A 24,984-nucleotide genomic window follows, 5' to 3' on the forward strand; every position below is an offset into this window, starting at 1 on the left:
TCATCCAATTAATAAACACGCGCCTTAGGCTCGATGTAGGTCACATCTTCGGTAAGCGTGTATTCGTGCACTGGACGGTAATCGATTTGGATGTTGGAGCCTTGACCGCCCCAGCCTTCAAACCATGCAACCGTGTGCTTCATCCACTCAGCATCGTTGCGATCCGGGAAATCTTCGTGAGCGTGCGCGCCGCGGCTTTCTTTGCGGTTGGCGGCCGATGCCATTGTGACATTTGCCTGGCTCATGAGATTATCAAGCTCCAGCGTCTCAATCAGGTCGCTGTTCCAGATCAGAGATTGATCGGTCACGTGGATGTCTTCCATGCGCTTGTTCTGCTCGGCGAGCAGCTTGACGCCTTCGTCCATCAATTCACTGTCGCGGAACACGGCGCAGTGTTTCTGCATCGCTTTTTGCATATCCGAACGGATCTCAGCAGTCGGCGACCCACCCTTAGCGTAGCGGAAGTGGTCAAGACGGGTGAGAGCGAAGTCAGCGCTGTCGGTCGGAAGTTCGGGCTGTGCTGCACCCGGGGTGAGCGTTTCTTTCAGATGCAGACCTGTCGCACGGCCAAACACCACAAGGTCGATCAGCGAATTCGAACCCAGACGGTTCGCGCCGTGTACCGATACACAAGCCGCTTCGCCTACGGCATAGAGACCCGGCACAACCTCGTCCGGATTGCCGTCCTTGCCGATGGTCACGACTTGGCCGTGATAGTTACACTGAATACCGCCCATATTGTAGTGAACGGTCGGCGTCACTGGCAGAGCTTCACGCGTCAGATCAACGCCTGCGAAAATCTTACCGCTTTCCGTAATACCAGGAAGGCGCTGAGCCAATACGTCAGGCGCAATATGATCGAGGTGCAAGTGGATATGGTCGCCATCGGCGCCAACACCACGTCCCTCGCGCATTTCGAGAGCCATCGAACGGCTGACAACATCGCGTGATGCGAGGTCTTTCGCCGACGGAGCATAGCGCTCCATAAAGCGCTCGCCTTCCGAGTTGGTCAGATAACCGCCCTCACCGCGCGCGCCTTCGGTGATGAGGACGCCTGCGCCGTAAATGCCGGTTGGGTGGAATTGCACGAATTCCATGTCCTGCAACGGGAGACCAGCGCGCAGCACCATGCCGCCGCCGTCGCCTGTGCAGGTGTGCGCAGATGTCGCGGTGTAATAGCAACGGCCATAACCGCCTGTCGCCAGCACAACGGATTGCGCGCGGAAGCGGTGGATGGTGCCATCGTCAAGACACTGAGCCATAACGCCAACGCACTTACGCACGCCATCCACGTCATCCATGATCAGGTCGAGCGCAAAATACTCGATAAAGAAGTCAGCATCATACTTCAGGCTCTGTTGATAGAGCGCGTGAAGCATCGCGTGGCCAGTACGGTCAGCGGCTGCGCAGGTGCGCTGCACCGGAGGGCCATCGCCCATGTTCTGCATGTGGCCGCCGAAAGGACGCTGATAAATCGTACCATCTTCGTTACGGGAAAACGGTACGCCCGCGTGCTCAAGCTCGTAAACCGCCTGAGGCGCTTCGCGCACGAGATATTCAATCGCGTCTTGGTCGCCCAGCCAATCTGAACCCTTCACGGTGTCATACATGTGCCAGGTCCAGTGGTCCGGCGTGTTGTTGCCAAGCGATGCCGCAATACCGCCTTGTGCCGCCACGGTGTGCGAGCGGGTTGGGAACACTTTGGAGATGTTAGCGGTGCGAAGGCCAGCTTCTGCAGCGCCTGTCGTTGCACGAAGGCCAGAGCCCCCTGCCCCAACCACGACCACGTCATATACGTGATCAATGATTTTATAAGCGTCGTTTGCGGGTGCAGTTGCCATCAGGCAGCTCCTGTAAGTGCGAGGCGCGCAATGCTGAACAAAGCGAATGCGCCGCCGCCAAATGCGGCAAGGTTGAGGGCAGTCAGAGTAGCGAACTTAAGGCCCGCTTCATGGACGTAATCTTCGATCAAAACCTGAAGGCCAAGCTTCGCGTGATAGAAAACGCTGATGATCAAAAGCATCATCGGAACCGCAGCGATCGGCTGCGAAATCCAGCCTGAAACCGTTTCGTACGTGTAATTGGGAAGCAGAACAAAGCTTACGATCAGCCATGTCATCAAGATGAGGTTGCTAACCGCGGTGGTGCGAGCCACGAGCCAGTGATGCGCGCCTTCGTGCGCTGAGCCAAGTCCGCGAACGCGGCCGATGGAAGTGCCATTACCCATGGTTCAAGCTCCCTTGCCGAAGAGAATGTAAGCCCACAGGCACGCTGTCAGCAAAACCGCGATTATCGGCGATGCGATGGACCAGAAACGGTTCGTATCAAGCTCATAGCCCGCGCCCACATCGAGAACGAAGTGCCTCAGCCCGCTCATCATATGGGTGAAGAAAGCCCATGAAAGGCCAACCAATACAACATAGCCAAGCGGTGAACTGGCCGCCCAAAGGAAAGTCTCATACGCAGCCGGACCGCTCGCAAGCGCTCCAAGCCACCAGACCAAAACACCCAGACCAACCAAGGCCATGCCGTCGCCGGTTGCGCGGTGAAGGATCGACACCAGCATATGCGGTCCCCACCGCCATATCTGGAGATGCGGCGAAAGCGGTCTTTGGCTCATAGTGGTCTCATGTTGCTTGCATATTCCCCATCCCACTTAGCGAAGTGGGCCCCGTGCGCAAGCCTACACGCGCTCGACTTTACTTGCAATTTTCTGGATAGAGAGTTGCATGAGTTACATTCTTGTCACCGGATCGAGCCGAGGCATAGGCGCGGCGGCCCGAAAAGCGCTCGAAGAACGGGGCCTGAAAGTGATCGGTCACCGCTCACGCGAAGGAAACGAGAGCACGATTGCCGCCGACTTTGCGGACCCGCTTTCCGCACAAATGCTTTGGAATGAAGCACTTGAGCGCAGCGGAGGAGACATAGCCGCTGTCGTGAACAATGCCGGGTTGTTCGAACACAACTCGCTTGATTGCTCCGATATCGAGTGGCTGGACCGCTGGGAAGATACGCTCCGGATCAATCTGACGGCTGCTGCTCAACTGAGTCGCTTTGCGGTGCGCCACTGGAAACGGCACCTCGCTGGAAAGAGCGGGGAGCGCGGGCGACTCGTACATGTGGCCAGCCGAGCGGCTTACCGCGGCGACTCACCTGCGCATTGGCATTATGCCGCAGCCAAAGGTGGGTTGATCGCCATGCACAAAACCATTGCACGCGCTTATGCGGCGGAGGGCATTTTGAGCTTTGCGATCACGCCGGGGTTCACTGACACATCGATGGCAGGTGATTATCTGCAAAGCCGAGGCGGCGCGGGCTTGCTTGCTGACATCCCGCTTGGCCGAGTCGCAACACCCGAAGAGATCGCTTCGATCATCACCTACTGCACAATAGATGCACCAGCGAGCATGACGGGCGCGGTGATCGATGCAAATGGAGCAAGCTTTGTTCGGTGAACTCACCCGCGTATGCGCCGCGACGCTCATCGCCTTCTCAATCCCCGCCACAGCGCACGGCCCAAAGGCAGATATCCCCGCCGATCAACAGGCGTTCCTCGACACCTGCAAGCCGTGGGATGAATGGGATAAGCCTGCTCCGCCATTCGAAATATACCGCGACACTTACTATGTCGGCACATGTGGAATTGGTGCGATCCTTATCACTGACGATGAAGGCCATGTCCTAATCGACAGCGGTACTGCGGCGGGCGCAGAGATCGTGATGGCCAATGTCACCGCCCTTGGCTTTAACCTCAGCGATGTTCGCTATCTTTTGTACAGTCATGAGCATTTCGACCACGTTGGCGGGATGGCCAAACTTCAAAGAGCAACGAACGCAGTGGTTGTTGCATCCTCAACCGCTGAACCTGTGCTCACATCGGGGAAGGATTCTCCGCAAGATCCTCAACACGGGATGCACGATCCTTTTGAGGGCGTGGCGGTCGGCAGGATCATGGCCTCTGGCGATGTCCTCCAATTGGGAGACACCACCATCCGCGCGATAGAAACACCAGGTCACTCGCCCGGCGCGATGAGTTGGCGGTGGCAAGAATGCAAAGAGCGCTGTGAGACTATTGTCTATGCTGACAGCCTCTCTCCCATCAGCCGCGACGATTACCGATTTAGCGACCATCCCGACTATGTTGCCGCTTTCCGCGCGGGGCTGGTCGCGCTGGGCCGGGAGGAGTGCACAATCGTTCTCACCCCCCACCCTTCCCACAGTCGCATGATACGCAGGATGCAGGCAGGTCAACTGATCGAAAACGCGCCAGGAGCCCGGCCATGCGCAAGCTATGCGGGGCGCAAATTGCTCAACCTTGAAACCCGCCTTGCTGATGAAGCACTAAACCCATGAAAAGCTGGAAGCTGATCGCTCACGCACCCAAAAAGGTCGTGCAAGCCGCGCTTTTGGCTCACGACGAGATCGAGGAGTGGGACTATAACCTCGTCATTGCGGGACGCGAATTGAGTGAGGACCGGCCGCAAGACTGGGTTCTTGAAGGTTGGTTGCCGTCCGAACCTGCAGAGGCAGAGAAGCATGCCATAGCCTCCCTTTTCGCTGGCACTCCGCCTGCAATCGACGTGGAAGAACTTCCTGAAACCGATTGGGTCGCGCAAAGCCAGCAAGGCACCCCGCCCATTCGCGCAGGCCAGTTCTTCGTCCACACGCCCGATTACGCACCTGACCCTGACCTCATGAATTTCGCCATTCCGGCGTCTCAAGCCTTCGGCACGGGTCAGCACGAAACCACGGCCGGGTGTCTAGAAATGCTGAGCGCAATGAAGGCGAGCGGAATGCGCGCGAGGCGGATTGCTGATATCGGCACCGGAACCGGCCTTCTTGCCTTTGCTGGAGCGAAGTTGTGGCCAGCAGCACAAGTGACGGCTTCTGATATTGATCCAATCTGTGCCGAGGTCGTGCACTCCAATGCCGAGCTCAACTCCGTCACAATCGGTCCGTCGCCAAACGAGATCACCATGGTGGTTGCTGACGGCATGGATGACCAGTTGTTGTCGCTTCGCGGACCCTATGATCTGCTGATTGCGAACATACTGGCAGGGCCTTTAGTCGATTTGTCTCATGATTTTAGCGCTGCCGTGGCTCCAAGAGGAAGTCTACTGCTCGCTGGGCTTCTCAAAGGTAAGCAAGAGAGCGCCGTGCGGCGGGCGTATCGTAAGGCGGGCTTCCGTCTGGCCAGGCGATTGGAGCGAGGCGACTGGGCAATCCTATGGTTCCGCCGCCGAAATGTCATTTAACGTGGGCCGAGTGAGGCTCGCTTTCGCTCCAGAAAAAGGCGTTCGGCCCGGGGCGGATTGAGCTCGAGCGCTTGCGAATAGGCGGCGATTGCCTCGTCCAAGCGGCCAAGCTGGGTCAGGAGATCCGCTTGCGCGACAAGGTAGGGACGCGACTTAGCGAGCTTGGATGAGTCTATCGCTTGCAATGCAAACAACCCCGTTTCGGCACCCTTTGCCTTGGACAATGCAACGGCGCGATTAAGCGCTACAATCGGTCCCGGACGAAGGTGCAAAAGCCCGTCGTAAAGCCGAAGGATTGATGGCCAATCGGTCAATACCCCAAAGCCCATGCGAGCATGCGTGAGCTGGATGGAGGCCATGACTTGGTAAGGGCCCGTTTGTCCTAAAGCCGCAGCTTCCTCAAGCCAACGTCGCGCCTTCTCAATCGCATCGTAATCCCACAGCGTCGTATCTTGCTCAGACAACGGCACCATTGCTCCCTCTTTATCAAGTCGGGCAGGCAACCTTGATTTTGCGAGATAGATCAGCGCAGCCAATCCCAAAGCTTCGGGCTCTTGCGGCATCAATTGAGCGACAAGCGCAGCTAGCCTTGCAACCTCTTCTCCCGCGTTTGCTCCATCGATCTGGGCACGCTCAGCACCTGCATCCTGATAGGCGACCGTGTAGCCAAGCTCGAGCGTCAGAAGCACCGCGTCAAGCCGCTCACCCCATGCTTTTCGCGGTGGAAGCTCAAAGGGAATGCCAGCCTCGGCGACCTTGCGTTTTGCGCGGGTAATGCGTTGAAACATAGTCGCTTCACTGGTGAGGAAGACCCGCGCGATCTCTGCCACTGGCAAACCGCAAATGACCTTCAACGCCAATGCAACACGCGTTTCGGTTGCGATAGAAGGATGGCAGCAGATAAAGATTAGCCGCAATCGCTCGTCTTCAATCGCTTCTGGAAACTCAAGGACTTCAGCGCTCATATCAGCCGTCCTTTCTACATCCTCGATCGCGCGGGCCTCGGTTTGCTGGCGTCGGATGGTATCGACAATCCACCGCTTTGAAGCGGTCATCAGCCAAGCGGCCACATTATCAGGCGCCACCATCTGGCTCAGGCATTTGGCGGCGCTTTCAGCGTACGCCTCTTCGGCCAAGTCGAGGTTGCGGCAATGCACAGCCAAGGCGGCAATTACCTTTGGCCGTGCATTGTGAATGGAATGGGCGAGATCGCTCACTCCCCTTACATTTCCTCTTCAGGCCAGACAGGGCGAATTTCGACTGCGCCTTTGCCCGGAATGGGGATCATCCGCGCCCACTCAATGGCAGCATCCAAATCGGCGGCCTCGACGATATAATAACCGCCCAATTCCTCATGCGTTTCCGCAAAAGGGCCATCACGCAGAGCCGGTTTGTCGCCTCCTTCGTAGCGCAATGTGGTCGCTGTATGCGCCTCACGAAGCCGGTTGCCCGAAAACTCAACACCATCCGCCTCAAGCTTTTCAATCAGCTTCATATGTCCGGCAAGCGTTGCCTCCATGACGGCTGCGCCATCTTCGCCAGAATAAGCGTCTTCACTCTCGTGGATCATCAACATGTATTGCATTTGTCTTGTCTCCGTCACTGACCTCGCGCCGATCGTGGCGAGGCTCTGACAGGATGACGAACGAGACAAGGCGGATTCGACAACTCGCTGAAGAAAATTTCTAAGCCACCGTCTTTTCGAGGAAATTTAGCGCATTGAGAGTGAAAGCGTACATGTTCGCGATGCGATCATCACTCTCAGTTTCCAATGCAGTGTACGCTTCAAACCCATCAGGCCCAGCAATGGCCACAACACTCAGGCCGGAAGGTGCGCCTCCTGGGTGCTTTGATCCACCGACCGATCCGCTTTCGGCAAGCCCCCAATCGGCCTGCATATTGTCGCGGATCGAGCGTGCTTGAATCAACGCATACTCAGGGCAAGGACCGCGAATGCCCTTGTACACCTCTCGCGGTTGGGCAAACAGGACATCGCGCACCCGGAAGGAATAGACCACGCCTCCACCGACAAAGAAATTGAGCGCGCCAGGCACCGTTAGGAGGCTCGCCATGATCAGGCCCCCAGTCGCTCCATCGGCGACCGCCACTTTCTCGCCACGAGCACGTAAGCTTTCCGCGATCCGCGCAGCTTGCGGGTGAAACTCGCGAAGGACGTCCATCACCCCTCAGCCTCGGCAACAATGGCGGCCCAGCCAGCTTCATCCATTGTCTCGATGCCAAGATCTTGAGCCTTTTTGAGCTTGGACCCCGCGCCAGGACCCGCAACCAGAAGATCGGTCTTTGCACTTACCGATCCTGCCGCCTTTGCCCCCAAACGCTCTGCCTGCGCTTTCGCTTCATCGCGACTCATCGTTTCAAGCTTGCCGGTAAAGACAATGGTTTTACCAGCCACCCGGCTTTCGACCGTTTCGACTTCGTATCGCGGCGGGGCAACTTGTGAGAGCAAATCTTCCCACACTTCAACATTGTGTGGTTCGTGGAAGAAGTCGCCCAATGCCCCGATCACGCTTGGGCCGATGCCGTCAATTGCGGTGAGCTCACCGGCCGCATCTTCGTCCCCTGCGCGCGCTCTTTCAGCGATGGTCCTTAGAGTCGGCAACTGGTGAACGTATTTGAGCAAGTCTCGCGCCGTCACCTCGCCGACGTGGCGAATGCCAAGGCCAAACAGCAGCCGCGCCGCATCCGGCGCGCGACGGTTCTCCACAGCTTCCAACAGGTTATCGACAGACTTATCCTGCCACCCCTCAAGCGCCAGAATCTCCTCGCGCCTCTCCTTCAGGCGAAAGATATCCGCCGGGCTTTCCAGCCAGCCTTTGTCAAAGAATTGCGCGATGGTCTTGGACCCAAACCCATCAATGTCGAGAGCCTTGCGGCTGACAAAGTGCTCAAGCCTTTGGGTACGCTGCGCCGGACAGATAAGGCCGCCGGTGCAACGGACATCGACTTCGCCTTCTTCGGCGACCGCCTCACTCTGGCACTCCGGGCAGACGTTGGGAAAATCGAAAGCTTCGCGGTCCATTTCACGGGTTAGGTTCTCGACCACCTGCGGGATGACATCACCGGCGCGCTGGATCATCACTCGGTCTCCCGGACGAACGCCAAGCCGCTCAATCTCATCGCGGTTATGCAAGGTCACATTGGTGACTGTGACACCACCAACCAAGACGGGGGCAAGCCTGCCAACAGGAGTGAGCTTGCCGGTACGACCCACTTGAGTATCTATGGCTTCGAGTGTGGTTTCCGCACGCTCCGCCGGGAACTTGTGCGCCAGCGCCCAGCGCGGAGCCTTCGCCACAAAGCCGAGCCGTTGTTGATAATCGAGCCGGTCGACCTTGTAGACCACGCCGTCGATCTCATAGCCGAGGTCAGGCCGCTGCCCCCCGATCTTCTCGTAATGCGCGATCATCTTATCGACCGTTTCAGTGCGCGTCAGGAATGGCGAAAGCGGGAAGCCCCAGCTTTCGATCATCCGCATCATCTCGCTTTGGGTATCACACGGCAATTCCGAAGCCGCACCCCAGCCATACGCCCAGAATTTAAGCGGGCGCTTAGCGGTGACTGAGGCATCCTTCTGTCGAAAGGACCCCGCCGCCGCATTGCGCGGGTTGGCGAAAAGCTTGCCCCCCGCCTCTTCTTGCGCAGCGTTAAGAGCCGCAAAGTCGGCGCGCGACATATAGACCTCGCCGCGCACTTCGAAGATATCCGGCACGCCTACTGGCAATTCTTGCGGAATGTCAGAAATATGCCGGGCATTGGGCGTCACATCCTCGCCTACCTGGCCATCCCCGCGCGTGGCGGCCCGCACAAGCCTGCCCTTTTCATAGCGTAGCGAACAGGAGAGGCCGTCAATCTTATCCTCAGCCGTAATCGCGACAGGAACGCTCTCGCCCAGGTTAAGATAACGTCTCACCCGCGCGACCCAGTCTTCGACTTCTTCTCGATTAAAGCCATTGTCGAGGCTCATCATGCGAACTTCATGGGTAACCTTGGACAGAGGCGACGCTGCAATCTGATGCCCGACCTTTTTGGAAGGACTGTCGTCACGGATTAGATGGGGAAATGCCTCCTCCAGCTCGCGATTGCGGCGAACAAGAGCGTCGTACTCCGGATCAGTAATCTCGGGCGAATCTTCGGCGTGATAGAGCTTGTCATGATGCGCGATCTGGCGCGCCAAGCGCATAAGCTCATTGGCGGCATCAGCTTCAGTCATTTCTTTGAGATCAAGAGACATTTGTAGCATTCAGAAAGATAATGGCAGCAATCACGCTCACCATGGACTGGATCATCCAACGCTTCCACCCGCCAGCGAGAAATTCCCGGGCACGAACGACGATAAGGATGTTGAGCACGCCGAGCACGGTAATCGTCGCCATCAGGCCAAGGTTCAAAAGCGTTGCGTAGGGAAACAGCGAGGTAAGCCAGTCAGAAGTCATGCGGGCATTGGGAAGCATGACTTCCGCTGCACGAAAGCTCCACATAAGAAGGCCCGCAAAGCCGAACATGGTGCCACCGAAGGACAGGACGACAGCGGCGGCAATCCAAAGTTTGGCGGAAAGGCCATATTCAATCTGTGGTCGATCAGTCCCCATAGAAGCCCCTACTAAGGCCTATTGCTCAGATCCGTTTTGCGCCTCGACGGGTTCCGGCAATTCGAGCGGCACACCCGTGTCCGAAGCGTTGGCATCTGGATCGGCGGCATCTGGATCGGCGGCATCTTCGTCCTCACTATCGCCGTTTCCACCGATCACGACGCCATCGCCGTTTATGTCGATGCCGATTTGAAGATCTTCAAACTCTCCAAGAATCTCGCGGACACGCGCCTCAGCTTCGTCTTCGGATAGCTCTCCGCGTTCACTTGCCTCTCCGATTTCGCGCAGCTTCGGCAGTGCCTCTGCCCATCTCTCGCCTGCGTCTTCGGGCAATTGAATGAATTCGCCCATCTCGCTGCGCAGATCACGTTCAAGCGACCCGTCTGCGATGGCTCCGGAAATTGCCAAGCCGAGAAAGATCGGCGCAAGCAGTCCAATGCCGGACGAGATAAGAAAGACTTTGCGAAAACTCATCTCAGTCAGGAAATGAAGCGCAACCATAAAGGCCAGAGCGACCAGCGCCGCGATGCCAACACCTGCCAAAAGCGCCATGAGCACCAGACCAGCGAGAATTCCGCCAAGTATTTCCATTATACGTCCTCCAGCAGTCGATCCGCCTGCGCGCGTGCTTCTGACGTAATCTCAGCACCAGAGAGCATGCGGGCGATCTCTTCTTGCCTGCCTGCAATGTCCAACTCAACAACCCCGGTCTTGGTGACTGTGCCATTGGACGATTTGGCGATGAGGTAATGCTGCGATCCTCGGGCGGCGACTTGCGGCGAATGCGTGACGGCAAGCAGTTGTCCCTCTTCTGCAGCAAGACGCGCCAGACGCTCACCGATTGCGCTAGCAACCGCTCCGCCCACGCCACGATCGATCTCATCAAAGATAATTGTGGCCGCCCCGCCCCTTTCTGCGAGCGCCACTTTGAGCGCCAGAATAAAGCGTGAGAGCTCGCCGCCCGAAGCGATTTTGGTGAGCGACGCGAAGTCCGATCCCGGATTGGTGGAGATCAGAAACTCGACCCCATCCATTCCGCTGGCACCCCAGCGATCCTCGGGCAATGTGCTGATTGCAGTCTTGAACCGTGCCGCATCGAGCTTAAGCGGAGCCAATTCGCCAGCCACCGCCTTGTCGAGCTTCTTCGCAGCTTTAACCCGCTGTTCATGCACCTTCTCGGCTGTCTTTACATAGGCTTCACGCGCTTCGACCGCACCCGCCTCAAGCGCGTCCAATTGTGCTTCACCGCCTTCAATCGCATCGAGCCGCGCCCGCATCTCACGCATGAGTTCGGGCAATGCATCCACTTCGCAACGGTGCTTACGAGCCAAAGCGCGCAGTTCAAACAGGCGCGTTTCCGCCGCATCGAGCGCCTGCGGATCATGGACAAGCGCGAGTGCCGCCGATTCCAGCTTCTCCTCCGCTTCTCCCGCTTCAATAACGGCGCGATCAAGCGACGCCAGCGCCTCAGTCAAAAGGGGATGCTGGTCCGCAATCCTATCGAGCTTACGCGCGGCCACACGCAAATTCGCAAGCGGTGAGTCCGAGCCCTCCCAAAGGTGCCGCAACTCCTCAAGGTCACCTGAAAGCTTCTCGCCTTTCTGCATATCAGAACGCGCCTCCGCGAGGCGACTCTCCTCTCCCGCTTGTGGTTCGAGCGTGGTGAGTTCAGCCAAATGCGCTATCAAGAGGTCTTGGTCTGCGCGCACTTGTTCGACTGCGTCTCGCGCTTCGGACAATTGGGCCTCGGCCTTGGTCCAGGCTTTCCAACGGCGATCCAGCACATCCAGATCAACACCTGTGAACCGATCAAGCAGAGCCAAGTGACCTCGCGGGTTCACGAGGCCCCGATCATCATGTTGACCATGCAGCTCGACCAAGGACGCAGCAAGATCGCGCAGCAAGCTAACGCTCGTCGGTTGGTCATTGATAAAGGCCTTGGAGCCTCCATCAGCTTTCACCTGTCGGCGAATTATCAGAGGCTCGCCAGGCTCAATCTCGATGTCCGCATCATCCAAAGCAGCCACAATTGCGCGGGGCATCTGCGCAAATTCAAAGCTGGCTGACACGCTGGCTTTTGGCTCTCCGCCGCGCACGAGCGCCGTTTCTGCCCGGTCACCCAGCACAAGGCCAAGCGCATCGAGCAGGATCGACTTACCCGCGCCGGTCTCCCCAGTGAGAACGCCAAGCCCGCGCCGAAAATCGAGATCAAGCGCTTCGATGAGAACAATATTGCGGATGGAAAGCCGGGTTAGCATTGCGAAAGCGGTCTAACGCAATCCGCACGCCTCGTCACGCAGGGTTCACCCGAAAACGAACAGCTTTGGTTGGTTATTCGAAGAGTCCGCTGTCAACGCTGCAGAGCTTAGCGTGAGAGTCCACTTCTGCGGGTGACAGCGGACACGACGCATTAGAGATTCAAGCCGTGGAGTGAGTGGCGTTGGCACCCAGGAATTCGGTCAGCTCACTCCGCCACTTCACCTCATCGCCTGAGGTCACCGGTGTCGCCTAGGCGGAGAACTCCAAAGTCCATTTGTTGCCAATCGGCGACACGGCTTGATGCTCCAGCGTACCCCCGATCTGCAACGCAAGCTCGTTGACGATATCAAGTCCACCTCCACTCTTGAAATTGGTGCCGACAGAGAAATGCTCTCCTTGGTCGATTACCGTGAGGACGAACTGATCCTCATCCATTGCCTTGAGCGACAGGTCGAAGCTACCCTGTGTGTGCTTGAATACGTTGGCGGTCAATTCGGCAACAAGTAAGCCAAGCGGCGAAGCAGTTGCTTTGTCGAACTGAACATCCTCGATCGCTATCAAACCGACCCGGTCCGCTGCGCCATAGGTGTCTGCAATCTGGCCAATTAGTTCTGTGAGCATGCTCTGAGCGCTCACGGTTGCCTCGACGTCGGTTTCTCCATCCGCGTAGAGATTGTTATACACCGCGGCCATTGAAAGAACGCGGTTCTTCATGCTCTTCATAACGGTTGCGCTTTCGCTAGGAGCGCTTCGCGACTGCAAGTTCAGCAAAGATAAGAGCAACTGCAAGTTGTTTTTCACGCGATGCTGAATATCCGCATTCAGCAAGCGCTGCCTGTCGAGCGATAGATGCAAGGCTGCATTAAGCCTTCGCTCTGCGCGATCACTTCGGAACAGGACCCATGCCAATAGTGCCAGCAAGACAGCCAGTGCCAAGGCACCAAAGATGAGTTGCTGCTGCTGCGCATTGCGTGATTGCAATGCCTCTGCCTCTGTCTTCAAGAGTTGCATGTTTAGTGTATCGAGCTCTTGGCGATAACGGAAGGTATCGAGCGCACTCCCTGCCTTTGCGGCGATACCATCCAGTGTTTCGTCATAAGCGATACGTAATCTGAAGTTTTCCAGAGCGTCGCTAAGCCGCCCTTCGCGGACTGCGATGTCCGATGCAAGTCGATTGGCCTGTAAACGTCTCTCAAGAATCGAGGGTGTCGCGTCGTCGCCGGAAGATAACGCGCTTTCCGCTTTATCCAAAGCTGACATAGCCAGCGCGAGATTGGCTTTTGCTTTTTCAATATCGCCCGTGAACTCGGCTGCTATTCCAAGCACCGTTAGTGCATCGACCTCGGGCAAAAGCAGGTTCGAGTTCTGGGCCACTCTAAGGCATCTTTGGGCCGCAGAACGCGCTTGCATAGGTTTCTCTGTTACCAATGAAAGCTGAGCTTCTTCACAGTGTAATGTAGCTGTAAGCTCTGCGCTCTCCTCGAGATCGAGAAAGCCGCGGATCTCCTCAAGCAAAGATTCGGCTTCGCTGAATCGACCGACCTTTCGATATGCCCGAGCGAGTGGCAAAAAGCCGCTCGCCCTATCCGTGGTCCTTTCGTCAGCCAAAAGAACGGGGCGCGCCTCTTCCAGTAACTCAATCGCTTCGCTAGGCCGCCCGAACTCGAGCAGCAAGCTACCGAAGCTGGTCAAAGTGTGATCGTGAGCGACAGCCTCCTTATCAGCCTGTTTGGATAACTCCACGGCATACCCATAGGCCTCAACCGCCGCCGCCAACTCGCCCCGCGCCTGTTCCATTGCCCCGATATTGGTCCAGCCCCGCGACGCAGAAAGAAAATCATCTTGCTCAACCGCCATATCCAGAGCCTGATGCGCGTAGACAAGCGCTTCATCCATTCGGCCCTGCATAGCAAAGCTCACACCTATGATGTTGAGCGCACGTCTTCTGTTATCTAGTGACAACGGAGGGTCGTTCGCTTCAAGAAAAGCCATCGCCTTCGAGCGGCCCAAAGCCGGATCGGCATTGATGGCATCCCACATTTCATCTTGATCGAAGGCTTCACCAGCTATCAGCGATGATTGCGAGGCGCTCGACTGCTGCGCTGCTAAGGGCGCATTTGGCATCGTGATGATTAGAAATAGCACAATTGCGATACGCATGCCGATCATCGTCAAGCAATCCTCCTGTGACAATGCGACGCCCCGTCCGATCAATACTCGACGCGGATACGTTGTCGTTGAACTTTCTCGAAGCTCGGCATTGAGGCATTAACGCCCAGGGCCACAATTTAGTTCCATCGAAAAGTGGCAAGACGATCTGGCAATTCTGGGTTGTCGCGGCTGTTCGAACTTACGCTTGGTGGAGCATCTAGACTGGATTTTTTGAAGATTATTGACGAGACACGCTACGTTTTGCGGGGAATTGCTCGTGAAAAATTGATGTGCTCGACAACCAGGCTAAATCAAAAAGAGGTAGGAAGCAAAGTCCGGTTTCGCCGGTTACTCGGAAGTACTTCCTTTGCTGAGATTCCGACTGCGTTTGGGTCGTCACCTGCCGGTCCGTTTTTGCTTGCCGGTCAATTTGATCCTGACAGTCCGCACCCGGCCCGTAGCAGACATTCGGTCGCGCAGGGACGTTGCATGCGATCAAATCATTCTTCCACCGTTATCGAATTTCAGGTATGGGCAATCTCGTCTGCAAAAGTTCCGGGCGCGAGAGTGCGAAGTCTTATTCGTATGGAGGGGATGAGAACTGATGAAGAAAGCGTTGATCTCTGCCACATTGTTGGCGTTGCTTGCCAGTTCTACTACGGCTTTTGGTTCTGGTACACGGCCTCGCGGTGGCACTGACTTCGGATGGGGCAAGGAAACCATGCGAGGCACCAACAGCAACATCTCAAATGAGCGTCGCTTGATCACTCGGGGCCGCACACAAGTGCGCCGACACATCACCTGCAAGAGCTGCGAATACCATAACAACCTCAATCGTGAAACAGCGCGAGAAGTCGCTCGAGCCGTGCGCGCTGGTCGCTTTGATATCAAAGACAATCGCCGTAACGCTGTGCTTGCCTATTTGATTGAGCGCTACGGTATCTAATTAAGATCAGCAGGAGACTGGGTTTCCTCAGCTGGGTGTCACGTCGCTCGCGTGTTCGCCCACCAGTTCGAAGGCCTTCTCATACCATTCGGTGCCGGGATAGTTCGCTCCTAGGACCGCCGTGTATTTCACCGCTTCGTCGCGGATACCAAGCGCGAGGCTGCTTTCCGTCAAACGGTAGAGTGCTTCGGGCGTATGGCTCGTTGTTTGGAAATCGTCGACCACATTGCGGAACCGCAATTGCGCAGCGAGCCAGCGGCCAGAGCGCTGATAAAAGCGACCGATCTCCATTTCTTTGCCGGCCAAGTGATCGGCCACAAGGTCAAGCTTCAAGCGCGCGTCAGCAGCGTATTCCGTTTGTGGGAAGCGGCGATTGACTTCGCGCAGCGCGGTTTGCGCTTGCTCGGTAATCGACTGGTCACGGTTCACGTCCGAGATCTGCTCGTAATAGCAAAGCGCGATCAGATAATAGGCGTAAGGCGCATCCTTGTTACCCGGGTGGATAGACAGGAAGCGCTGCGCGTTCGAGATCGACTTATTGTAATCGCGCGCGATGTAATAGCTGAAAGCGCTCATCAACTGCGCGCGGCGTGCCCATGGCGAATAGGGGTGCTGACGCTCAACCTCGTCGAAAAGGGCCGCTGCAACCTGCGTGTTGCCAGTGTCAAGACGCCTCGCCGCCTCTGCATAAAGCGTCTCCACATCGCGTGCGACATAGGCGACGTCTTCATTGGCCGAGCCTCCCCCACATGCTGCGGTGGTGGCGATCACAGCACCAAGAAGGCCTGCGCGGGTGATTTTCGAGCTAATGGAGCGTTTCATAGGCGCGCGATATAACCAGCGACAAAGTGAACGCCAAGTGAAGTTATTGGGCTTTTGCGCCGCTTGGTGACGCTTTTCTGAAATATGTGCTGCTTGAGACCACGGCTATTGCCCGATCAGCTTTCAAGTTCAGCGATTTTTCGCATGATCTCGGGCACTTCACCAGCCTCGCGAACAAACCGGCGATAATTGTCCAGGGCAAGCCGATTGTTGCCCAAGGCTGCCTCAATTTCGGCGGACAGCAGAATGAACTCTGGGTTGTCTGCGAATTGGCGCTCAGCCTGATCCTTGGCCGCCCGCGCAGCTTGCGCATCACCAACCGCCAGCCTGTGACGCGCGACTTGCCATTGCAGGAACGGATAGCCGCCGTGGTTCTGCTGAGCGATTGTGAGCACCCTGCCCGCTTCCTCAACCTGCCCCAGATCCAGATGGAGCCCCGCGACATTGGCGAGCGGCAATGGGTTCGCGGGGTTGATCTCATTGGCCTTGGTGTAGTGCTCGATCGCTTTTTCCAACTGGCCATCAAAGATCGCTCTGCGGCCCGCCACAAGACGCGCCTCCACCGTGTCCGGTCCATTGACGAGTGCGGCTTGCGCAAAGCTGTCCGCCTCGCGCGGTCGCCCCAAATCATAGAGCTGGTCAGCCGCCAGAGCGTTGAGATAGGGGCTGTCAGGAAAGCGTGAGAGCGCAAACCCCATCCGCGCCTCAAACGCGGTGTCCTCACCCAGTTCCGCAAGTGCCCACAAGAGCATCCGCAAATCCTGCTCGGAGAGGCCCTCGGGCGCCAACCGGTCATACAATTCCGCCGTCCTGCGAGGATTACCCTGCAATATCTGCGCATGAGCCAGTGCAACCCTGCGCTCCGCCCCGCCCAAAGCCTCCTCAGGCAATTGATTGAGTGCAGCCATCGCCCGGTTGCCATCGCCCAGCTTGAGCATCAACTCGAGCTGCAATCGCCGCACCCGCTCATCGGCATCCCCGCGCGAGAGAACATCCGCCAAATGCGCATTGGCAATCCGGTACTGCCCCGCATCAAACGCCCTCTGCGCATCCTCATAGGTCGAGGACGTGCTCAGCATCTCACACGCCCCAAGCGAGACCGCGAGTGCCGCCGCAAATGCGCCTGAGAGCAAGGGAGAACGCAGCTTTTCCATGCTCGGCCCATAGCGCACAGCCCCCTAAGGTTTTGCTAAAAGCTCTCCCGCTTCACCCCCCCTCCCCCGCACACCAGTTTTCCTACTGATTTTCTGACTAGTTTTCCTACTAGTTTTCCTACTGGGGCCTTTTGTGCTTGGACCGCCCGCATGACCCGCCGCGCCGATCCCCGCACCTCGCGCCAGCTTGTCCCACGCGGCCAGCTCCCCTCCTTCACGCCCGTCCCGCGTGAGTGCAAACGCCACGATGGCTGGACCGATGAGCGCCAGCAGGCCTTTATCGAAGCGCTCGCCGACACCGGCTCGGTCGCCGCCGCGTGCAAAGTCGTCGATATGAGCACGGTCGGCGCCTATTACCTGCGCCGCCAAAAGGGTGCTGAGAGCTTTCGCGAGGCGTGGCGCAAGGCGCTCGACCTTGGGGTTCAGAGGCTGGAGGACGTTGCCATGGACCGCGCGCTCAATGGCGTGGACGAGCCGGTCTATTCCTATGGCGAGCTTGTTGGCGTGCGCAAAAAGGTCAACGACCGATTGCTCATGTTCATGCTCCGCAACCGCGCGCCAGAGCGCTTTGGCAATGCTGTCACCAAAGGCGGCGGAGACCTAAAAGGCCTGAATGCGGTCGGCAAAATGGAAAAGCGCCGCCTTAAAAAGAAATGGCGCAAGAAGTGGGAGGCCCAAGAAAAGGCAAAGCTGGCGGCATCCCGCGATCAAGTCTCTATTCAAGCGATCCGCGACAGCATCGACGCGAAGGTCGCGGGCATTCGGGAAGAGGTCGAGCGCAGGCGGATGCGCGAATGGGAGCAATTCTCCGAAGAAACCCGCAAGGCTTGGAAGGCGTTCGAGACCTTACGCAACCGCGACTTCGAGCGCTTGGAGGCCGATGAAGCCATGCGCCGCCGCCACTACGAAGGCCCGCGCGAGACGGTGAATTACGAAGGACCGGTGGAGTTTGTGAAGCCCCCAACGCCAAGCCCGAGGAAGACGGTGCATGGGCTTAAGGATGATGGGTGGAATGAGCGGGAAACCGACTGATCCCCAAGCGCTTGCGGGGAGTCGAAGACGGCCCGAAGGGCCAGCGTCAGCAAGGACTTCGGCGCCCAAGGCCAAAAAACACTCTCAAAGCACCCAGCTCCATAGCCAGAGCAACGCCGGCGCATATACCGCCACGCCGATCAGCCACGCCTCCAGTTCCAACCAAACGGTCGATCCCCTTTGCTCTTCCTTTTCGCTGGATCTGTCCATTGACCTCGCCTCCTTGTTTCAAGAGGCTGGACCGGGCCGAAAAGCCGGGTGTTCGTAACCCCGCACGTACGTCGGAGCGCCGCCACCTTTAGGCGGACCTTGGACATACGTGACGGCCACCCGGCCGAAGCTGGTTCGACCGGCGTACGTGATACGAGGTTACGACGCCTCACAGTGGGAGTTTGCCCGCTGCACGACAAGCGATAGCGCACAGTCACAGCTTGAGCAATTGAGTTGTGGAGTAGGGCTAGCTGAGCGGAATCGGGCTTGAAGTGAACCGCCGCACAAGAAGGGTGAGTGGCCGAAGGATGTGGTGCAATTAGGCGTTCGAGCGAAACTTGGGCCGAAAGTGGAATGTCAGGTTAGAGGGCAAGCGAGGCTGACAAACAGACAAAAAAATTCTGTCTCTTCGACGGCTCTATAGCACTCTATCTTGAACTTCCTTTGCTCCAAGTGGCGAGATCGTTACACAGTCCGCGCTCTGGTCATACTCGATAAGCCGATCTTTATGGAGTTCTAATAGGACCTTCTTTTTGAACACGGAAAAGTTCGAGTACTCAACCCAATCGAACAGATCCTCGCTCAAGATTGTCGAATTGGGGGCTTGATAGCAAAGTAAGAGCACTTGGTCTTTGAACGGCAAGCCCTTCTTCAAAATCCGTTTCTTACCTCCGACTTCCCAAACCTCGGGGACGCTTCGAATAGTGAGTCCGTCTACCAAATCCTGAGCTTCTTCGAGAGAGAGGCCGTGAAAGCAACGGATCAACTCACAGATAACCCAATCGCAGGATTGAGCGATAGTAACCGCGTCAATTCGATTGGCGTCAACATCTCCGCCTACATGACCGATCCCCCGTTTGTTGCGCATCGTGTAAACGTAAATGAGCGCGCGGGGGATCACTAAGCGCAGTGATTCATTCACCGCGCCATTGTTGCTGGTCACAAGACGACGGCACTCGTCGCCAAAGTTGCCAACTTTCTTGCCAAAACCTGTATGATTACCGTGTACCTCCTGCTGCAACAGTCTCAGCACTGTCTCACAAACATGGCCGGCCTCTATCCCAACAGCTTTATCGTTCCCGGCAGCCAGAGCCGTCTTCAGCGCCAAAAACTGCTTGATGATCCGACCACGAAAAGTGCTATCGACGTTGGCTAGAGCCGCATCGAGCGGCGACTTAAGTTTGGGTGTACTCATACTGTCCGTCGCCATTCTTCGTGCGATCTAGGATACCCTCACGAGTTAGGCGCCCCAGCTTCCCCGAAAACTCATTTGATTTAAACCGACGAGCTAGCTTTTCCTCGCAATGCGACACTATGTCGTTGATGGTTTTTGGCTTTTCGAAGAAGCCGTTATCAACCAATTCGGAAACTGTCGCTACTGCGCCCTTGCCGCTGCTTCGTGTGTTCTTACTGGTTTTTGCTTCTGCGCTATCAACTTTGGCCTTGAGCGTGGCCTTGCTCCGCGTAGCTTTTCGACGACCAGGTTTGGGTGCCGGTTTGCTTGCATCGTTTTGGGCGTCATCAGCCGAGCCGTGTTCAGCCCCATCGCCCAGAACGATCTCCACAATCCGTAACTGGACTGCCTCAGACTTGAACTTGTTGATGACCTCAGAAAGCTCTGAAAGTTGCTTCTTCACCTCGTCGAAGTTACTTATCATAAAGATTGTCCCATGAGTTGATATAGCGCCCTGCTTCGGAGTCCGTGTATTGCTCCATTATTTTCCGATGACAAGAACTTACTAGATTCTCTTAACAATACTGATTTTTTCCATTCGACATGCTGTCCTCGATCTCATCCTCCAGCTCGAACAGCAAACCTGTTCCGATTGAGCCATCGCTTTACCCCACAAATCTCTGTCAAAGATCTACAGGTTTCGCTTCTCGTCGTCGGCGGCGCAACATCAATAAACAATGTCCGCTTTGGGGTGCCGAATTCGCGGGTACCCGCGTCTTGGATGAGGGCGCAAAACCGCCACCCGCAGTTCCACGATTGCTGGCGCAAGCGCTCCGTGCGCCGCGCTGGGAGCATCCTTCGACAAGCTCAGGATGAACGGGTTTGCGCTCAATTGGTCCCCCTCCCGCTAGCGGGAGGGGTTAAGGGTGGGTCTGCAAGGTAGTGGCATACGCGCCCACCCCGCTGCGACTAGAGCCCGCTGGTGCGGGCTAAGTCTCGCTGCCCCTCCCGCAAGCGGGAGGGGAGAAGGTTACTCCTCCCCCATCCTCAGCGCCGCAATAAACGCTTCCTGCGGAATGCTCACATTCCTCCCCGCCTTCGCGGGGACAGGCCGCCTTCGGCGCTCGCGCATCAAAATGAGAGCTACTCTTCACCCATACGTAGTGCAGCGATGAAAGCTTCCTGAGGGATCGAAACGTTTCCGTATTCTCTCATTTTGGCCTTGCCCTTTTTCTGCTTTTCCAAGAGCTTCTTCTTACGGCTGATGTCACCGCCGTAGCACTTGGCGGTCACGTCTTTGCGCATTGCCGCAATCGTCTCGCGGGCGATGATTTTGCCGCCTATGGCTGCTTGCACGGGGATCTTGAACAAATGGCGCGGGATCAGGTCTTTTAGACGCTCGCACATGCCGCGGCCGCGCTCTTCTGCGACGCCGGAGTGAACGATCAATGACAGCGCATCCACGGGCTCTGCGTTCACCAGAATGTTCATCTTCACAAGGTCGCCTTCGCGAAGGCCGATTTGCTCGTAATCAAAACTGGCATAGCCACGGCTGATAGACTTGAGCCGGTCGTAGAAATCAAACACCACCTCGTTCAAAGGCAGCTCATATGTGACCTGCGCGCGCCCGCCCACGTATGTGAGATCGGTCTGGATACCGCGCCGGTCCTGACACAGCTTGAGGATAGAGCCGAGATATTCGTCGGGGGTGTAAATCACCGCCTTGATCCACGGCTCCTCAATCATGGCGATGCGGTTCACATCGGGCCAATCGGCCGGGTTGTGGAGCATGATCTCCTTCGCATCCTCGGTCTTCGACTTGCTGAGTTGCAGGCGGTAAACCACGGATGGCGCGGTGGTGATAAGGTCGAGGTCGTATTCGCGGCTGAGGCGTTCCTGGATGATCTCCAAATGCAGGAGGCCCAAGAACCCGCAGCGGAAGCCAAAGCCCAAGGCGGCGCTCGATTCCATCTCAAACGAGAAGGAGGCGTCATTAAGGCGCAGTTTGGCGATGCTTTCGCGCAGTTTTTCAAAGTCGGCGGCGTCCACGGGGAAGAGGCCGCAGAAGACCACGGGCTGCACGTCTTTGTATCCGGGAAGCGCTTCGGTCGCGCCGTTTTTGACGGTGGTGATGGTGTCACCCACGCGGGCCTGTTCGACCTCTTTGATCTGCGCGGTGATAAAGCCGATTTCGCCGGGGCCGAGTTCAGGCAATTGCTCGATTTTCGGACGCATACAACCGACGCGGTCGACAAGGTGCTGTGTGCCGCCTTGCATGAATTTGATCTGTTGGCCCTTGGTCAGGACGCCTTCGATGACTCGCACGAGGATGACGACGCCGAGGTAGGGGTCATACCAACTGTCGACGAGGCTGGCTTTGAGGGCTGCGTCGCGTTCCCCTTGTGGAGGCGGGATTTTGGCAACGACTGCCTCGAGCACGTCTTCGATGCCGATGCCGGTCTTCGCTGACGTCATGACAGCGTCCGATGCGTCGAGGCCGATGACCTCTTCGATCTCCTCCTGCACGCGCTCTGGTTCGGCTGCGGGAAGGTCAACCTTGTTGATGACAGAGACGATTTCGTGGTCGTGCTCGATCGATTGGTAGACATTGGCAAGGGTTTGCGCCTCGACCCCTTGGGCGGCGTCTACGACCAGCAGCGCGCCTTCGCATGCGGCAAGGCTGCGTGAAACTTCGTAAGCGAAGTCGACGTGGCCGGGGGTGTCCATCAGGTTAAGCTGATAGGTTTCGCCGTCTTTGGCGGTGTAGTTGAGGCGCACGGTCTGCGCCTTGATGGTGATGCCGCGTTCTTTCTCAATGTCCATGTTATCAAGGACTTGCTCGGACATTTCCCGCGCGCTTAGGCCGCCGGTGAATTGGATCAACCGATCAGCCAGCGTGGACTTGCCGTGGTCGATATGTGCAATGATCGAGAAGTTGCGAATTTTGGAGAGATCAGTCATTTGCCCGCCATTTAGCGAGCCTCGCGCCTTATGTCATTCGCGAATATCGCAAGCCACAACTGCCCAACGTGATCTACCAGGAACGAGCAGAATCAGGCAGCTTCAAATCGAGCTTGAGGAGCGTAGCTAAACTGGGGAACGCTTCCCAGCCCCAGGCCGCCACCTTGCATCTTGTGATAACTGCCAGGTGAAAGCGCCGCGAGCGGTGCACCTGCCGACGCCAACGCATAGGGAGAGACCCGATTGCGGGTGCAGAGACCACCGGAGCCATCATCTATCAATGACTGCTCGAACTCGAGGCCTTGCGTGTCGCCGTTCGAACGACTGACAGTGGCGACCGCCAATTGCCCACCGCCAAGATCAACCACGAATTGCGTGCCCTTGGGAACCTCATCAAGGCCTTGGATAAGTGCCCCGGTCTTCGAAAGATTGCGCAACACCACTTCATAGGAATGGTCATGATGGATGACATTGATACGGCGATAGACTGTGCGACGCTTGGAGCGTTTGATGCGGTCACCGCTTGGCGCGATCTTCCAGTTATCTCCGACAAGTTCAGCTTCGACCACATCCCGCGCGACAGGGTCGGAATAGATCGGACCTTCCATGCGTTTAACGCCGCACTCCTTGAGACGTCTAAAGAGCTCTGTGCTCTCAATCCCATTGGCGATCGTGTCCATCTCCAGCGCACCAGCCAGTGCGACGATAGCCCGGATAAGTCCAAGCTCGCGGCTATCATGCTTTTCAGCCTCAGCAACAAGGTTTTCATCGATCTTAATCGAGTCAAACGGGGCTCGGCGCAGGTAGGCAAGTGAGGAGTAACCGCTGCCAAATTCATCAAGGGTAAGCCGAACGCCCAGCTTGAATAGCTGCCCAAGAGTGCGGTCTACAGCATCAGTGTCGCCAAAGAACACCGCTTCGCTCACTTCAAGCTCAAGCCGGCGCGCAGGCAATTCTGCCGCAGTGAGCGCATTGGACACCGCCTCGACAAAACCGTCTGATGCGAAGAGAGCAACGGGTACATTCACTGCCACCCGAATGGAATCGGGCCACGCAGCCGCATGGGCACAAGCCTGCTCAATCGCCCAACTGCCTACGTCAATGATCTGGCTTGATCCTTCGAGAATCGATGCGAACTCTTCCTCGTCGATCTCGCCTCGTTGATCATGCATCCAACAAATATGTGCCTCAAGCACACGCACCTCTTCGCTGCTCGCGTCAACGATGGGCTCATACTTGAGGAACAACTGCTTGCTCCGCACGGCTTCACCAAGATTCTCTTCAAGCCGGCGGCGGAAGATCGCTTCGTTCTCGAGTTCGCCAGAGAAGAAGCGGTATTGGCCACGACCACCGTTCTTGGCCGCATACAGCGCAAGGTCGGCAGAGCGCACAACCTCGTCCATCGTTACACCGTCATGCGGCGCAACAGCGATGCCAACCGAGCATCCAATCACACAGCGACCTTCTTCAAGTGTGTAAGGCTGCTTGAGCATAGTGATGATTTTGAGAGCGATTTCGCCCAATTCGCCGCGATCATCGAGATCAGGGACGAGGACCTGAAACTCGTCTCCTCCAAGACGACCAATCTCGCATTCAACCTCGATTGACCGCTTAAGGCGATCTGAGACTTGCTTCAGTAACTCATCGCCTGCCGCATGACCTAAGGTGTCATTGACATGCTTAAACTTATCAAGATCAAGCATCATCAACGCGCAGTTCCGTTTGGCCGCCTTGAAAGCGGTCAGAGTTGATTCGATCATGCTCTTCATCCGATGGCGGTTGGAGAGACCCGTTAGCGAGTCATACTTCGCAAGACGCGCCGTTTCTTCCTCGCGATAGTATTCGTCAGTTATATCCCAGCCGGTCCCGCGAAAGCCTTCAAACGTGCTGCCCTTGAAACTCGGCTGACCGGAAAGTCTAAGAACCGCACCGTCCGGACGCTTCTCCGCACGAACCGCAAAGCCTGAAAAGGACTTATGCGCACCCAGCATAAGGGCAAGCGACTTGGTCCGCCCGTCATGATCAGCAGATACGAACACGCTAGAAAGCGGTTGGCCAATCAAATCCTCAAGAGGGATATCAAGACGCTCCGCAATGGTGGCGCTTAAGTAGGTAAGGTTGCCCTTAGGATCGCACGCCCAAAACCAACCAAGTCCTGAGCTCTCAAGCTCATGCAACATGTCTAGCTTCTGTCCGTCAGAGAGCTTGCTTTCCGCAGAACGCGAGTTTGCGCCGCCAATAGATGACAAGAATCCCTTTAGGGGCACCCGCGAACTTCCTTTCCCTGCTGCGAATATCTGAAAATCCAGATCGCTATGTTCACGGGGAGTAAACTGCAGTGGTTATTTTTTCCCTAAAATGGGGGGTGAGCGCACCATCAGTCCCCTCCTTGTCCTGCACGAGAAACCAG

General features: G+C 56.8%; 23 protein-coding genes. 5 read left to right on the forward strand and 18 right to left on the reverse strand.

Features of this window, described 5'->3' with window-relative positions; genetic code table 11:
• Window positions 1–8 precede the first annotated feature (8 nt).
• Genes sdhA through sdhC form a run of 3 tightly spaced genes read right to left on the reverse strand, consistent with a single transcriptional unit; the run spans window position 9 to window position 2,620 of the window.
• On the reverse strand, window positions 9–1,841 hold the full coding sequence (gene sdhA, locus Q0778_RS02725; RefSeq protein WP_298333821.1) for a succinate dehydrogenase flavoprotein subunit: 1,833 nt from the start codon (window positions 1,839–1,841) through the stop codon (window positions 9–11).
• Window positions 1,841–2,227, reverse strand: coding sequence for a succinate dehydrogenase, hydrophobic membrane anchor protein (gene sdhD / locus Q0778_RS02730; protein ID WP_298304701.1), 387 nt, complete (start codon window positions 2,225–2,227; stop codon window positions 1,841–1,843). Before sdhD ends, sdhA begins: the two co-directional genes overlap by 1 nt.
• Before the next feature lie 3 nt (window positions 2,228–2,230).
• Window positions 2,231–2,620 (reverse strand): succinate dehydrogenase, cytochrome b556 subunit, encoded by a 390-nt coding sequence (gene sdhC, locus Q0778_RS02735; RefSeq protein ID WP_298333823.1) that lies wholly within the window; start codon window positions 2,618–2,620, stop codon window positions 2,231–2,233.
• Window positions 2,621–2,729: 109 nt separating this feature from the next.
• Between sdhC and Q0778_RS02740 the strand changes: the two genes are divergently transcribed.
• The 3 genes from Q0778_RS02740 to Q0778_RS02750 are packed head-to-tail and all read left to right on the forward strand — an operon-like array spanning window position 2,730 to window position 5,255.
• On the forward strand, window positions 2,730–3,455 hold the full coding sequence (locus Q0778_RS02740) for an SDR family oxidoreductase (protein ID WP_298333825.1): 726 nt from the start codon (window positions 2,730–2,732) through the stop codon (window positions 3,453–3,455).
• Window positions 3,433–4,353 (forward strand): subclass B3 metallo-beta-lactamase, encoded by a 921-nt coding sequence (bla, locus tag Q0778_RS02745; RefSeq protein ID WP_298333827.1) that lies wholly within the window; start codon window positions 3,433–3,435, stop codon window positions 4,351–4,353. The genes Q0778_RS02740 and bla overlap by 23 nt, the downstream gene beginning before the upstream one ends.
• Window positions 4,350–5,255, forward strand: coding sequence for a 50S ribosomal protein L11 methyltransferase (locus Q0778_RS02750; protein ID WP_298333829.1), 906 nt, complete (start codon window positions 4,350–4,352; stop codon window positions 5,253–5,255). Before bla ends, Q0778_RS02750 begins: the two co-directional genes overlap by 4 nt.
• On the opposite strand, the gene Q0778_RS02755 is transcribed toward Q0778_RS02750, so the two are convergent.
• The 8 genes from Q0778_RS02755 to Q0778_RS02790 form a co-directional block, all read right to left on the reverse strand.
• Complete coding sequence (locus Q0778_RS02755; protein WP_298333831.1) at window positions 5,252–6,472, reverse strand: DUF6596 domain-containing protein; 1,221 nt, start codon at window positions 6,470–6,472, stop codon at window positions 5,252–5,254. The genes Q0778_RS02750 and Q0778_RS02755 overlap by 4 nt on opposite strands.
• 5 nt (window positions 6,473–6,477) lie before the next feature.
• A complete protein-coding gene (locus tag Q0778_RS02760) occupies window positions 6,478–6,840 on the reverse strand; it encodes a YciI family protein (protein ID WP_298304683.1) in 363 nt (120 codons plus the stop codon).
• A 100-nt stretch (window positions 6,841–6,940) separates the two neighbouring features.
• Window positions 6,941–7,435: a CinA family protein gene (locus Q0778_RS02765; protein ID WP_298333833.1), complete on the reverse strand. Its 495-nt coding sequence runs from the start codon at window positions 7,433–7,435 to the stop codon at window positions 6,941–6,943.
• A complete protein-coding gene (ligA, locus tag Q0778_RS02770; RefSeq protein ID WP_298333835.1) occupies window positions 7,435–9,507 on the reverse strand; it encodes an NAD-dependent DNA ligase LigA in 2,073 nt (690 codons plus the stop codon). Before ligA ends, Q0778_RS02765 begins: the two co-directional genes overlap by 1 nt.
• Window positions 9,497–9,865: a hypothetical protein gene (locus tag Q0778_RS02775; RefSeq protein ID WP_298333836.1), complete on the reverse strand. Its 369-nt coding sequence runs from the start codon at window positions 9,863–9,865 to the stop codon at window positions 9,497–9,499. The genes ligA and Q0778_RS02775 overlap by 11 nt, the downstream gene beginning before the upstream one ends.
• Before the next feature lie 18 nt (window positions 9,866–9,883).
• A complete protein-coding gene (locus Q0778_RS02780; RefSeq protein ID WP_298333838.1) occupies window positions 9,884–10,456 on the reverse strand; it encodes a hypothetical protein in 573 nt (190 codons plus the stop codon).
• Entirely contained in the window at window positions 10,456–12,123 is a 1,668-nt protein-coding gene (gene recN, locus Q0778_RS02785; RefSeq protein ID WP_298333840.1) for a DNA repair protein RecN, read from the reverse strand. Before recN ends, Q0778_RS02780 begins: the two co-directional genes overlap by 1 nt.
• Window positions 12,124–12,373: 250 nt before the next feature.
• Complete coding sequence (locus Q0778_RS02790; RefSeq protein WP_298333843.1) at window positions 12,374–14,293, reverse strand: histidine kinase dimerization/phosphoacceptor domain -containing protein; 1,920 nt, start codon at window positions 14,291–14,293, stop codon at window positions 12,374–12,376.
• A 586-nt stretch (window positions 14,294–14,879) separates the two neighbouring features.
• Between Q0778_RS02790 and Q0778_RS02795 the strand changes: the two genes are divergently transcribed.
• Window positions 14,880–15,221 (forward strand): hypothetical protein, encoded by a 342-nt coding sequence (locus tag Q0778_RS02795; RefSeq protein WP_298304659.1) that lies wholly within the window; start codon window positions 14,880–14,882, stop codon window positions 15,219–15,221.
• Between the two features lie 27 nt (window positions 15,222–15,248).
• On the opposite strand, the gene Q0778_RS02800 is transcribed toward Q0778_RS02795, so the two are convergent.
• Both Q0778_RS02800 and Q0778_RS02805 read right to left on the reverse strand, forming a co-directional pair.
• A complete protein-coding gene (locus Q0778_RS02800) occupies window positions 15,249–16,043 on the reverse strand; it encodes an outer membrane protein assembly factor BamD (protein WP_298333845.1) in 795 nt (264 codons plus the stop codon).
• 116 nt (window positions 16,044–16,159) lie between these two features.
• Window positions 16,160–17,197 (reverse strand): tetratricopeptide repeat protein, encoded by a 1,038-nt coding sequence (locus tag Q0778_RS02805; RefSeq protein ID WP_298333848.1) that lies wholly within the window; start codon window positions 17,195–17,197, stop codon window positions 16,160–16,162.
• A 150-nt stretch (window positions 17,198–17,347) separates the two neighbouring features.
• Between Q0778_RS02805 and Q0778_RS02810 the strand changes: the two genes are divergently transcribed.
• On the forward strand, window positions 17,348–18,229 hold the full coding sequence (locus Q0778_RS02810; protein WP_298333850.1) for a hypothetical protein: 882 nt from the start codon (window positions 17,348–17,350) through the stop codon (window positions 18,227–18,229).
• Window positions 18,230–18,313: 84 nt separating this feature from the next.
• Here Q0778_RS02810 and Q0778_RS02815 read toward each other — a convergent pair whose 3' ends face one another.
• From Q0778_RS02815 to Q0778_RS02835, 5 genes are all read right to left on the reverse strand, one after another.
• Entirely contained in the window at window positions 18,314–18,439 is a 126-nt protein-coding gene (locus Q0778_RS02815; protein ID WP_298333852.1) for a hypothetical protein, read from the reverse strand.
• A 418-nt stretch (window positions 18,440–18,857) separates the two neighbouring features.
• Window positions 18,858–19,634 carry a hypothetical protein gene (locus tag Q0778_RS02820; protein WP_298333854.1) on the reverse strand — a complete coding sequence of 259 codons (777 nt, stop codon included), beginning with the start codon at window positions 19,632–19,634 and terminating at the stop codon, window positions 18,858–18,860.
• Window positions 19,615–20,097 carry a hypothetical protein gene (locus tag Q0778_RS02825; RefSeq protein ID WP_298333856.1) on the reverse strand — a complete coding sequence of 161 codons (483 nt, stop codon included), beginning with the start codon at window positions 20,095–20,097 and terminating at the stop codon, window positions 19,615–19,617. Before Q0778_RS02825 ends, Q0778_RS02820 begins: the two co-directional genes overlap by 20 nt.
• 659 nt (window positions 20,098–20,756) lie before the next feature.
• Window positions 20,757–22,574 carry a translation elongation factor 4 gene (lepA, locus tag Q0778_RS02830; protein ID WP_298333858.1) on the reverse strand — a complete coding sequence of 606 codons (1,818 nt, stop codon included), beginning with the start codon at window positions 22,572–22,574 and terminating at the stop codon, window positions 20,757–20,759.
• A 92-nt stretch (window positions 22,575–22,666) separates the two neighbouring features.
• Complete coding sequence (locus tag Q0778_RS02835; protein WP_298333860.1) at window positions 22,667–24,841, reverse strand: EAL domain-containing protein; 2,175 nt, start codon at window positions 24,839–24,841, stop codon at window positions 22,667–22,669.
• Window positions 24,842–24,984: the final 143 nt, after the last annotated feature.

Source organism: uncultured Erythrobacter sp. (assembly GCF_947502395.1).
Taxonomy (GTDB): Bacteria; Pseudomonadota; Alphaproteobacteria; order Sphingomonadales; family Sphingomonadaceae; genus Erythrobacter.